Raw genomic sequence first — 12,276 nt, forward strand, 5'->3', positions numbered from 1 at the left:
CGCCGGCCGCCTGCCTCGAGGCGCGGCCGGCGGTTCTCTTTTTGGAGCCGTCCGCCGGGCCGAGACGTCCGGGTCACGGCCGGCCGAAGATCGCCCGGAGACTCTCGATCGGGACCTTGGGCACCCGGTCGGCGGAGGTCAGGCCGTTCTGTTCCTGGAGGGTGTCGGTGAGCTGGGTGTAGCAGTAGCCGGCGAGACCGCTCGAGAGCGTCGCCGCCACCAGCGCACTCAGCTGCGACAGGAAGTCCTGCTCGTCCTCGGCGTCGCCGTACCCGCTCCACGCCTCGTCACCGTTGTGCAGGTTGATCCCGCCGAACTCGGTGAGCACCATCGGGCGACGCGGCCCGTCGCCGTGGCCGGCGAGCAGCAGCCGGCGGCCGCCGGAGCGCTCGGTCCGGACGGTGTTCCGTGCCGCTTCGAGGCTGCCGAAGCGGCCGCGGAGGGCGGCCGCGTCGTGGGTGTAGTCGTGGATCCCGACGACGTCGCCGGCGACGTACTCCCAGCCGTCGTTCCCGAGCACGACGCGCGTGGGGTCCAGCGCCTTGAGGAGTGCGTGGACGCCGGCGACGGCCGAGCGCTGCGCCGCGCTGTGCTCGAGGTGGGCGACGCCCCAGCTCTCGTTGTACGGCACCCACGCGACGACGCACGGGTGGTTCCGATCGCGTTCGACGATCTCGAACCACTCCTGGGTGAGCCGGCGCAGCGACCGAGGGCTGAAGGCGTAGCTCGCCGCGGTGTCCGCCCAGACGACCAGACCGAGGCGGTCGCACTCGTACAGGAACCGGGGGTCGGCGACCTTCTGGTGCACCCGCAGCCCGTTGAACCCGAGGTCCTTGATCAGTTCCGCCTCGGCCCGCAGGGCCTGCGGAGACGGCGCCGCGAGATGGGTCGCCGGCCAGTAGCCCTGCTCGAGCACCATGCGCAGGAAGTAGGGGTGTCCGTTGAGGATGAAGTGCCGGTCGTCGACGCCGACGGTGCGCAGCCCCAGATAGGACGTCACGTGATCGACCCGGTCCGCGCCTCGCGCCACGACGACCTCGACGTCGATGAGATGCGGGTGTTCGGGCGCCCATCGCAGGTCGTTCGGTTCGATGTGCAGCTGCGGATCGACCAGGTGCACCCGGGTGGTCAGCGTGGCGCCCAGGAGCTGGTGCCGTGACCGGCTCAGGGTCCGGCCGCCGAACGAGAACACCAGCTCGACGTCGATGCCGTCCCACGGTCCGGTGACCTCGACGGTCGTCTCGACGGAGTCGTCCGCGGCGACAGCGAGGCCGAGCCGGCTGACGTGGGTCCGCGGGACGTGCTCGAGCCAGACCGAGCGCCAGATGCCGGAGGTGCGCCGGTACCAGATGGCGTGCGGCTCGGCCTGCCAGTCCTGCTTGCCGCGGGGTTGTTCGAGGTCCTCCGCGGCGTCGTAGCTGCGAACCGTCAGGATGTTGGCGCCCCGCGGGCTCAGGCTCTGGGTGATGTCGAAGCTGAAGCGCGCCTGCCCGCCTTCGTGGAAGCCGAGGTACTGGCCGTTGAGCCACACGTGCGCGTGGTAGTCGACGGCCTCGAAATGCAGCAGGACGCGCTGGTCAGCGGGGATGTCGATGGGGCCGAGGTCGCGCCGGTACCACAGCACGTTCGCGACGTCGCGGCCGATGCCCGAAGCGGTGGACTCCGGCGGGAACGGCACGGTGATCGTGTCCGCCGCGCCCCAGTCGCTGCCGGCGTCGAAGAGCCGGAGGTCGACGCCACGGTCCGCCGCGTCCTCCAGGAACGACCACGGGCCGTCGAGGAGAACCCAGCCCGTCCGGCGCAGTTGCGGCCGGGGGTAGGCGTCGTCGTTCTCAGCTCGGCCGCCGGGCGCCCAGCCGGCGCGGATCGTGGCGGTCGGGGCGGCGGGCGTGATGCTGGTCGTCATCAGGTGGCATCTTCCGGTGCGAGGACCCACTGGGTGTCAGGGGTCAGGGACGAGAGGACGAAGGTCAGCCGGGTCGTGCCGGGTCGCCGCGCCCGTGGTGGCTCGCCGGTGACGGGGCAGCGGGCCGGCGCTCCGCCGAGCTGTTCGCGGGTGGTGTCGTCGTCGGTCTCGACGATGAGGTGGATCGTCGGCGTAGCGGTGTCACCGGGTGCCCCGACCAGACGCCACATGCTCGCGGCCAGGCCGGGCGCCGCCGTCTCGATGCGCACCACCCGGCAGGCGGGCGGCCGGGTTCCGGTCCCGACGTGAACGGTCCCGGTGGCCTCGTCGACGTCGGCCCATCCGTCGTCGTCCCGGTTCGGGCGCTCGAGGATGGACGTGCAGCGCCGCGGCCGGCGATCCCGCACCGGACCGAAGCCGAGGAGGGCGACCGCACCCGCCTCCAGGTGGACGGCGCCGGCGGCGGACGAGTCCACGTCCCGCGTGTGGGTTCCGGTGGAGTCGACGACGGTGAGCCGTCCCGGTGCATCGGCGGAGCCGGTGAGGAGGATCGTGGTGTCGACCGCATTCTGGGCCCGGTTCCAGACCAGCACGGCGCTGCTGGGTCCGTCGGCACTCGCGATGGCGCCCATGCCCACGGGACCATCGACCTCGACGGCGACCCGGGTCAGCGGCATCTGCTGGTAGAACTCGTAGACCTCGTAGATGGGCTTGGGCCGGCCGTCGATGTCGATCATCCCGGAGAAGTTGCCCTGGCCGCTGTCGAGGAACTGGGCCCAGTGCGTTCTGGTGATCGCCCGATGAGACAGCAGGCGGGGGATCTCCGCGGCGAACGAGGACGCCAGCCAGTGCGTGTCCTGCATGCCGCCGCGCGGGTAGTCGATCGTGAAGGAGTTGTACTCGTTGAGGTGCAGCTCGAGGTGTTCGAAGCCGGAGAACCGGTCGAGGACGTCGTGGACCAGCCGGATCGTGTTCTCGGTGCCGAAGTGCCCGTAGTGGTGGAACGAGAGGAAGTCCAGCGGCAGGTGCTCACGCTGGACGACGTCGAGGAACGCCGCCAGCCAGTGCGCGTTGATCGAGGTCACCGCGAGCGCGGGGCCGCCGATCTTCGCGTGCGGGTCGGCGGCACGGATGGCCGCCGAGGTCGCGCGGTAGAGGTCCAGGTAGTCGTCGAGATCGCCTTCGTAGAAGTGCGGGGCGCCGGTGCGCTCGTCGCGCAGGTCGGGCTCGTTGTAGACCTCGTGGTACCCGACGTCGACGCCGCGTTCTCGCACCCCGGCGACATAGCTGCGGACGGTGTTCACCCAGACGCTGTCGTCGGCCGCCATGCCCATCCAGCCCTGCCCGGGCCGGCGCGCGGCGGCGGGCACGTAACAGTAGGACCAGTAGGGGCGGGTCGCGGTGCTCGTGAGGAACGTCGCGAGAGCGTCGGTCTCGTCGAAATGGTAGGTGTAGCCGCCGCCCCCGTCAGCCTGGACGACCTCGACGGTGCGGGGCATCCACTCCGCGCCCCAGCCGAGATCGATGCGCAGGGACTCCGCGCCGGCGCGGACGAAGTACTCGCGGTCGCGTTCGTACCGCTCGATCGGGACCAGACCGGAGTTGTAGATCGCGATCCTGTCCTTGGACAAGGGTGGGCCGTCGGGGCGATCGGTGGCGACCCGAATGGTGGCCTCGGTGCGTGGCGTCCGCATGGTCCAGCCGCTCCTTCGGTCGGTCAGTTGGCGAGGCCGGTCATCGAGATGCCGCGCACGATCCAGCGCTGCACGATGACGTAGGCGACGAGGATGGGCAGGGACGTGAGGGTGACGCCGGCCATGATCTCGCCGTACTGCGCGTTGTAGCGGCCGATCAGGGACTGCAGCGCCTGGGTGAGCACCCAGCTGTCCTGGGTGCTCAGGTAGATCGAGTTCACGAAGAAGCTGTTCCACAGGCCGACGAACGTCAGCAGCCCGAGCGCGAGGTATGCCGGCCCGGCCAGCGGCACGATGATGGAGAAGAAGGTGCGCCCGGGCCCGGCCCCGTCGATCGCCGCCGCGTCCTCGAGTTCGCGCGGCAGCGTCAGGAAGAACTGACGGAAGAAGAAGGTCGCGAACGCCGTCCCGAACAACATCGGCACGATGATCGGCAGCGGTCCGTTGAGCCAGCCGAGATTGCGGAAGATGACGTACTGCGGGATCAGCGTCGCGTGCACCGGCACCATCAGCGTGAGCAGGAGCGTCACCAACAGCGGGGTCCGGCCGGGAAACCGGAACCGGGCCAGCGCATAGCCCGCGAGCGAGCTCGAGAACAGTGTGCCGGCGGTCCCGGCCACGGCGATGACGACCGTGTTGAGGAAGTAGCGCCACAAGTCGGGCAGCACGTCGAACAGGTTCGCGTAGTGCTCGAAGGTGATCGGGTGCGGAATCAGCTGGTCGGAGCGGAACATGTTCGCGTCGGTGCGCAGCGACATCGACACCGCCCACAGCGCGGGGAACACGTAGGCGACGACCAGCACGATCATGAGCGCGTGGTAGGTGGCGGTGGTGACCCGGCCGGACATCCGGCGCGAGACCCGGCGGCGGGACTCGACGGGATCGCCCGGGCCGGCGGCAGCGGCAGCGGGCTGCTGCGGCGGTGCGAGTGTCATGGGCGTCGACGCCCCCTTCCGGTGCGCCCGGCCGGGGCGTCGGTGTAGTGGACCCAGCGGCGGCTGACCGCGAACTGGACGGCGGTGATGAAGAACGTGAGCAGCGCGAGCATCCAGGCCAGCGCCGCGGCGTAGCCGAGTCCGGAGAGCGACTCGTTGTAGTTGAACATCTGGTTGTACAGGTAGAGGACCAGCGTCCGGGTGGAGTTCTCCGGCCCGCCCGCGGTGGACGGACCGGACGTCGAGGAGGTCATCGCGACGACGGGGTCGAACAGCTGCAGAGCGCCGATCAGCGACGTCACGACCAGGAAGAAGACGGTCGGCGAGATCATCGGGACGGTGACGTGGCGGAACCGTTGCAGCCAGTTGGCGCCGTCGACGGTCGCCGCCTCGGTCAGCGTGGCCGGAACGCCCTGCAGCGACGCGATGAACAGCGTCATGCCGAAGCCGAGGGCCTGCCAGGTGGTGACCAGCGCGATCGACGCCATCGCGGTGGCGGGGTCCAGCAGCCAGTCCGGACTGTTGATCCCGAACAGCTCGACGCCGAGCGTGATCGGACCCGACTGGCTGTTGAACATCCATCGCCAGATCACGCCGATCGCGATCTGGGACAGGACGTACGGGAGGAAGATCGCCGCTCGGTACAGGCCCACGCCACGCCTCGGCACGTAGGTCATCAGCGCGGCCACGAGCGAGAACAGCAGGAAGCTGCTGGTGCCGATCAGGACGAACTTGGCGGTGTTGAGCAGGACCGTCGGGACCCGGTCGTCCTGCAGCAGGTACCGCCAGTTCTCCAGGCCGATGAACTCCGGCGACGGGGCGATCAGGTCCCAGCGGGTGAACGAGTAACCGAGCGACACCACGAGCGGCACCGCCGTGAAGGCGAGCAGGCCGATCACCTGCGGCAGCACGAACCAGTAGGCGACACGTGCCTGCCGCCGTCCCAGCGTCCCGTTCCGGGATCGGTTGCGCGCCCTGCGCGCGTTCCGCTCCGGCATCGCTCGGTTGCTCTCGTTCACCAGCGCGTTGTCAGCCTGCGGCATTGAGGATGGGGTCGATCTTGGCTTCGCAGACGCCGTCGAGTGCCTCGGCGGCGGTCTTCTTGTTGGTGATGATCTCCTCGATGGCCGGGCCGATGCCGTCCTGGCTGGAGACCCCGCTCCACACCACCGACGGGTCGGTGTTGGTGAAGGCGAGCGGCCAGCCGGCCGGGTCGAGCTGCGCCTCGACGAGCCCCTCGGGCTCGCCCTCGGCCTCGGCGAAGTCGGGGCCGAGCGCCCGGTCGCCATAGGCGGGGATCAGCCCCATCTGGCCGCCGGAGCCCTCGGTCGCCATGTACTTGATGAACTCCCAGGCTCCGTCCTTCACGTCGGAGTCGTCGAGCATCGCCCAGGTGTGGATCTGGAACAGCGTCGCCTGCCCCGCGGGCCCGGACGGTAGCGCCGCGATGCCGTAGTTCAGGCCGGGGTTCTGCTCACGCACCGCGAGCACCTGCTCGTGGGAGCCCTGTTGCATGGCGACCTGGCCGCGCACCCAGCGGGTGTGCCCCGGCTCCTCCTGCTGCAGCTGCGGAGTGATGGCCGAGTGGTCCACCCACATCAGGTCCTGCAGCCACTGGAAGCCGGCCACGGTTCCGGGGTCCTCGGCCAGGCACTCGTTGCGCAGCTCGCCGCCGAGGATGCCGCCGCCGAACGCCCGGAGCACCGGCGCGTAGCCGGGCTCGATCGGCGCGGCCGCGAAGTTGAAGTAGCCGTACTGCTGGATGTCGTCGGGGTCGAAGTCCGGGTCCGTGGCGTTGCGCCCGGCGCCGTCCAGCGTCAGCAGGGCCGCCCATTCCCGAAGGTCGTCGTAGGTGTACGACCCGTCGGCCGGCGGCTCCTCGAGGCCAGCCGCCTGGAACATGTCCTTGTTGAAGAACAGCGACTGGATGTTGTAGCCCATCGGCAGGGCGTACACCTTGTCGTCCGACGGGGACGTGAGCGCGTCGAGCACCGCGGGCGTGAAGTCGTCCCGCGCGACCTCGCCGTCCTCGAAGTACGGCGTGAGGTCGGCCAGGACACCGTCGTGAGCGGCCTCGAAGTAGTTCCAGCTGCCGGTGACGAAGACGTCGGCCATGTTGCCGCCGGCGATCAGGGTCTTGCAGGCGGCGTAGTCGACCGCGCAGTCGCCGGTCTCCCACGCGATCTCGATGTCGGGGTTGGCCTCGATGAAGCCGGCGGCCGCCTCCTGGATGGAGCTGATATCGGCGTCATTGCCCCAGAGCATGACCCGCACGGTCTGCTTGCCCGACGACTGGTCGCCGTCGTCGTTGCTGGTGTTGCTGCATGCCGCCGTCAGGGCGAGCACGCCGGCCGCTGCCGCGGCGAGGGACGGTCTGGTGCGGTGTGCCACGCGATCTCTCCTTCGAGTCCGAACGCCGGCCTGCGTCTGCCACGTGGCAGAACAGGTGTGCCCTGATGTAACACCCCACCTCTGCCACGTGGCAAATGGTGTTATCGGATTGTGACGACGACAAGGGTGTGGCCCCCGGGTCTCGGTCGCGCAGTAGGCGGGCGCGGGAGGCAGACCTTAGGTGGACTCGCGCACGACCAGCCGGTGCGGGATGACCATCTCGGCCGGGTCGACCGCGCCGTCGTCGATCCGCTTCACGACGAGCTCCACGGCAAGCTCCGCGATGCGCCGCTTGTCCGGTGAGATCGTGGTCAGGCTCGGGATCGAGTACCGCCCCTCCTCCAGGTCGTCGAATCCGACCACCGCGAGGTCACCGGGTACGCCGACACCGATGTCGAATGCCTCGCGGAGCGCGCCGAGGGCCAGCAGATCGGTGGCGCAGAAGATGGCGTCCGGGTGTTCGGGGGCGCGCCACAGGCGGCGCAGCGCGTCGCGCCCGTCGTCGCGGTGGTAGGCGGACACCGGCAGCACGAGCGCGTCGTCGACGTCCGCACCGGCCTCGGCGACGGCCCGGCGGTAGCCGGCCTCACGCTCGCGGGCCATCGTCAGCAGGTCGTCGGGATCTGAGCCGATGAAGGCGATCCGGCGCCGACCGCGCGCGATCAGGTGCCGCGTGGCGTCGTAGGCCGCCGCCTCGTCGTCGATGCCGACATGGTCGTAGACGCCGGCTCTGCCGCTCTCGCCGATCAGCACCACCGGTGCGTCCCGCGGGCTCTCGTCGAGCCAGTCGGTCCCGCCTCCGACCGGGCTGAGGATCGTTCCCTCGGCGTACTGAGCGGCGGGGCCGAGGAGGGCGTCCTGCTCGACGGCGTGGTCGCCGAGGGTCTGCCGGACCAGCACGATGTAACCGCGATCCTCGGCGGCCTTCACCACCCTGCGGGCGAGCTCGGCGAAGTACGCCACGTCCAGCTCCGGCACGACCAGCTGAATCACGCCGGTGCGACCGAGACGGAGACTCCGGGCCACCTGGCTGGGCAGGTAGCCGAGCTCGGCGATCGCCTGGTTGACCCGCCGCAGCACGTCGGCGCTGATGTGGGGATAGCCGTTGACGACGTTCGAGACCGTTCGCCGGGAAACCCCGGCCCGCGCTGCAACATCGGCTTGGGTCGCCATCGAACTCCTTCCACGTGGCAAAGACGTTAGCGCACCGACGCGTCCGGCCTCACCCGAGTTGCTCGAGGCACGCCGCCCGACCCGTCGCCCGACCCTGGACGCGGCGTCTGCCACGTGGTAAAAATCCGTCGTCTGCCACGTGGCAGACCCAGCCCAGGAGGACGCCATGGCCAGACTCCCCGACCGCACCTCGCGCCCGCGGCGGGCCCGCTCGGCCCTGCTCGCGACCGCCCTCGCCCTCGCCGCGGCGGGCGCCCCGCTCCCGGTCACCCCGGCCCACGCCGGCACCGCCACCGTGACGGCCGACTTCGGAACGTACGTCGACTACCCCTTGGTGAATTCGAAGTTCGGTGTCTACAACTCCTGCTTGGTGCCCACCGGTCGCTACGACCGCGACATCAACATCATCAACGAATTGGACACCGACTCGCTGCGGATCGACGGCGGCTTCGGCGGGGATCCGAACTGCGGCTACGTCACCGATCCGGTCTCGGGGACGGCCGGCAACCTGATCTACGACTGGACCGATCCCGACCAGTTCGTGCGGAACCTGAACGACCGCGACGTCGCGCCGTACTTCTCCTACGGCTATCAGCCCACTCCCCTGCAGATCGGCGGCGACTGGCGAAGCAAGCCGTCGAGCTATCCGGCCTGGCAGAACCTGTCGCGCGACACCGCTGCCCACTTCGAGCAGACCGGCAACCCGCTCGGCTATCACGAGATCTGGAACGAGCCCGACTTCGGGACGACGTTCTTCACCGGCACCCGCGACGAGTACTTCCAGCTGTACGGCACGGGCGTCACCGGAATCCGCCAGGGCGACCCGGACGCCGTCGTGGGCGGCCTCTCGTCTGCGTTCCGCACCGAGTGGATCAGCCCGTTCCTCGACTACGTCGAGACCAACGACCTGCCGCTGGACTTCATCTCGTTCCACCAGTACCCCGGGAGCGCCGCACAGGAGCCGGCGTTGATGAACAGCTACCTGAACGAGTTCAAGACGAGGCTCGCCACGCGCGCGTTGCACACCGCCGAACTGCACCTCAACGAGTACAACTCCTACCCCATCAACTACCCCCAGGGCGGGACGCAGGACAAGTTCGGTCTGGCCTCCTCCCTGCTGCGCGACTACAAGAACGTCCTGTCGCAGCCGTCGTTCGACAAGATCAGCTGGGCCCAGTTCATGGACAGCGGCCTCGGCAACTTCTCCGGCATGGTGACGATCGACGGCTACCGCAAGGCGGTGTTCAACGCCGCCAAGATCTATGCGATGCTGCCGACCGAGCGCCGGCAGCTCACGATCGCCGGCGGCACCGGCATCGACGGGCTGGCCGCGGCCGACGACCACCGGGCCGGGATGGTCCTGTGGAACAAGACCGGCAGCAGCCACACGATCAACGCCGTCCTCAACGGCATCGCCTTCCCGACCGGCACCCTGCGCGTGTACCGGATCGACGCGAACAACGCCAGCTACGGCGACAACCCCGCGACCGAGGACCTCGCCCCGGTCGAGACCTACGCCAACGTCGCCACCGCCGGGCGAACCTGGTCGGGCAGCATCCCGAGCGACGGGGTCGTCTACCTGGAGTTCACCGACGGGACCGACCTCGCCGCCAACCCCAAGGCCGACAACGGCGAGATCGTTCGCACCCACAGCTACCGGCCGGACCGGTTCAAGACCTCCTACGCCGACTTCGAGCCGAACACCTGGACGGCGCACCTCGGCATGGCCACGGAGACCTGGGCCGACGAGGAGGTCGGCGTCACGGTCGACCAGACACCCGCCCTGCTCAACTTCCGCAACCGCGTCGACGGAACCCTGCAGAACCTCGACGCCAACAGCTGCGCCTGCGTCCGCATCGACTACCAGGTCGGGTCCGGCTACACCAAGAGCGTCTTGTTCCACGGCCCGTACAACGGCAGCGCCGACCTCTACAGCAGCACCAGATCGGCCCCGTTCCCGTGGGGAACCCAGGCGCAGGCGACCCAGATCGTCGCCGTGCCGAACCTGGCCCGGTTCGCCGTCGACACCGCCGCCTACGCACCCGCGAATTGGACCGGCCGCACCCAGATCACCTGGCTCCTCCAGAACGCCGGACCCGGAACGCGGCTCACCTCAGCGGTCGGCAACGGCATCGTCGGCGCCTGGGGATTCGACGAGGCATCCGGAACCACCGCTATCGACGGCTCCGGCGTCGGCAACACAGGCACCATCGCCAACGGAACGCGCGGCGCCGGCGTGACCCGATCGGCACTGACCTTCAACGGCACCTCGTCGTCGGTGAGCGCCGGCACGTCGGGCAGCACCAGCTTCGGCGCCGGGGACTTCACCATCGCCACCTGGTTCAAGTCCTCCGCCGCTGGCTTCACGCGACTGGTCAGCAAGGGCGACTTCGGCAACACCGACGGCTACCTGCTCGCGCTCAACAACGGCACCATCACGCTCGCGGTCGGAGCCGGCGGCAACCAGAGCCAGTCCTTGGGCCTGAACACGCCGAGCGGGTTCAACGACGGAGCCTGGCACCAGGTCACCGCCATCGTCGACCGCGCGAACGGCACCGTCCGGATCCTGATCGACGGGGTTCCGCAAGCCCTGACCGTCGGAGCGGGCTACTGCGGGACCGCGAACGGCTCGACGGTGGACGTCTCGGCCTGCACCGCCGCGACGGCCTCCTCGTCGCAGGCGCTGACACTCGGCAGCTACAACGGCACCGCCGAGTTCTTCACCGGAGCCCTCGACGACGTGCGGCTCTACAACCGGGCGATCGACGACGTGGACGTCCGCGCCCTGGCCGGCCTCGGCAAGCTGCCCGTGGCGCGGTGGACTCTGGACGATGCCGGCGGCACCCGCGCGCTGGACGGATCCGGCGGGCGCAACCACGGTTTCGTCACGGCTCCGACGTGGACGACCGGGTCCCTCGGCGGCGCCCTCGGCCTGAACGGGACCGCCACCACCGTGGGGCTCGGCAATCCGGGCCGGGTCAACTTCGGCACCGGGAGCTTCACCCTGGCCACCCACCTCAGGACCACGGGAACCTCGTTCCAGCGCGTCATCAGCAAGGGGAACTTCGGCAATACCAACGGCTACCTACTCGCGACCAACGGCGGCGGCATCACCTTCGCCATGGGCTCCGGCGGAAACCAGGCCCAGTCGTTGGGGATGAACACGCCCGCAGGCTTCAACGACGGGAACTGGCACCACGTCGCGGTGGTCGTGAACGGCACGGCCAAGACGGTGCAGATCTACGTCGACGGTGTGGCACGACCACTGGCCGTGGGCACCGGCTACTGCGGCACGGCGAGCGGCACCACCGTCACCTACACCGGCTGCAGCCCGAAGGCGACCAGCAAGGATCGGCTCCAGCTGGGCAGCTACAACGGCACGACCGAGTTCTTCGCCGGAGCCCTCGACGACGTCCGGCTCTACAACCGGGCGATCGCCTCCAGCGAGCTCACGGGAATCCGAGCCGGCAACTGACCCTGCCGCTGGACGGGAGCCGCCGGCCGCCTGCCTCGAGGCGCGGCCGGCGGTTCTCCCGTTCTACCCCCGCACCGCCCGCTCGTGGATGGCCCGCATCTGCTCGTCGAACGGCGGCACGGGCCCGATGACCTCGACGCCGGGCGCGACCTCGGCGATAGGGAGGGCTCTGACGGGCGCGGCCGGGAGCCCCCATTCGGCCCGCCAGGCGACTAGCTGGGCGCTCGACGCGGCGTAGACGATGCGGCCGAGGCCGACCCACCCGTGCGCGGCGGCGCACATCGGGCAGTGCTCGCCGGACGTGTAGACGGTGGCGGCGGCCCGCTCCGGCGCCGTCAGGTTCCGGCCGGCCCACTGCGCCAGCGCCAGCTCCGGATGCGCGGTCTCGTCGCCCCGCGACGTCTCGTGGTTGTGGTCCTCCGCCAGCACCGCGCCGTCGGCGCTCACCAGCACCGACCCGAACGGCCCGTCGCCGGCGGCCAGCGCGGCCTCGGCCAGCTCGACGCACCGTTCGAGGTACGCGGAGTCAGCGAGCGTCATCGCTGTTCCGTTTGATCCAACCCCATGCCGACGTGGCCAGGAACAGGACCACGCCGATGAAGAAGAGCCAGAGCAGGCCCTTGATGACCAGGCCCAGGACCGAGATGACGAGCCAGGCCACGAGCAGGAGCAGAATGATTCCCCACATGACGCCATTATCGC

At 69.7% G+C, this 12,276-nt stretch carries 9 protein-coding genes; 1 reads left to right on the forward strand and 8 read right to left on the reverse strand.

All coding sequences use genetic code 11. The features are described 5' to 3' along the window. Positions 1–73: 73 nt before the first annotated feature. The 6 genes from BLU82_RS17255 to BLU82_RS17280 all read right to left on the reverse strand — a co-directional run bounded on the left by BLU82_RS17255 (position 74) and on the right by BLU82_RS17280 (position 8,267). A complete protein-coding gene (locus BLU82_RS17255) occupies positions 74–1,906 on the reverse strand; it encodes a sugar-binding domain-containing protein (protein ID WP_092622386.1) in 1,833 nt (610 codons plus the stop codon). Beyond that, entirely contained in the window at positions 1,906–3,600 is a 1,695-nt protein-coding gene (locus BLU82_RS17260) for a hypothetical protein (protein ID WP_092622387.1), read from the reverse strand. Before BLU82_RS17260 ends, BLU82_RS17255 begins: the two co-directional genes overlap by 1 nt. A gap of 23 nt (positions 3,601–3,623) precedes the next feature. Next, entirely contained in the window at positions 3,624–4,535 is a 912-nt protein-coding gene (locus tag BLU82_RS17265; protein WP_092622388.1) for a carbohydrate ABC transporter permease, read from the reverse strand. After that, the gene (locus BLU82_RS17270) at positions 4,532–5,578 is read right to left on the reverse strand and encodes a carbohydrate ABC transporter permease (protein ID WP_157741074.1); all 1,047 of its coding nucleotides are present in this window, start codon (positions 5,576–5,578) and stop codon (positions 4,532–4,534) included. Before BLU82_RS17270 ends, BLU82_RS17265 begins: the two co-directional genes overlap by 4 nt. Then, positions 5,565–6,926, reverse strand: a complete 1,362-nt coding sequence (locus BLU82_RS17275; RefSeq protein WP_092622390.1) for a sugar ABC transporter substrate-binding protein — start codon at positions 6,924–6,926, stop codon at positions 5,565–5,567. The genes BLU82_RS17270 and BLU82_RS17275 overlap by 14 nt, the downstream gene beginning before the upstream one ends. Positions 6,927–7,103: 177 nt before the next feature. Then, positions 7,104–8,267: a LacI family DNA-binding transcriptional regulator gene (locus BLU82_RS17280; protein ID WP_197682278.1), complete on the reverse strand. Its 1,164-nt coding sequence runs from the start codon at positions 8,265–8,267 to the stop codon at positions 7,104–7,106. Here BLU82_RS17280 and BLU82_RS17285 point away from each other — a divergent pair. Continuing rightward, positions 8,266–11,574: a LamG-like jellyroll fold domain-containing protein gene (locus BLU82_RS17285; RefSeq protein ID WP_092622392.1), complete on the forward strand. Its 3,309-nt coding sequence runs from the start codon at positions 8,266–8,268 to the stop codon at positions 11,572–11,574. The genes BLU82_RS17280 and BLU82_RS17285 overlap by 2 nt on opposite strands. A gap of 63 nt (positions 11,575–11,637) precedes the next feature. Here the strand turns inward: BLU82_RS17285 and BLU82_RS17290 are convergent, their stop codons facing one another. Beyond that, complete coding sequence (locus tag BLU82_RS17290; protein ID WP_092622393.1) at positions 11,638–12,114, reverse strand: nucleoside deaminase; 477 nt, start codon at positions 12,112–12,114, stop codon at positions 11,638–11,640. Continuing rightward, complete coding sequence (locus BLU82_RS34755) at positions 12,101–12,262, reverse strand: hypothetical protein (protein ID WP_171906707.1); 162 nt, start codon at positions 12,260–12,262, stop codon at positions 12,101–12,103. Before BLU82_RS34755 ends, BLU82_RS17290 begins: the two co-directional genes overlap by 14 nt. Positions 12,263–12,276: the final 14 nt, after the last annotated feature.

This window comes from Jiangella sp. DSM 45060, assembly GCF_900105175.1.
Lineage (GTDB): Bacteria > Actinomycetota > Actinomycetes > Jiangellales > Jiangellaceae > Jiangella.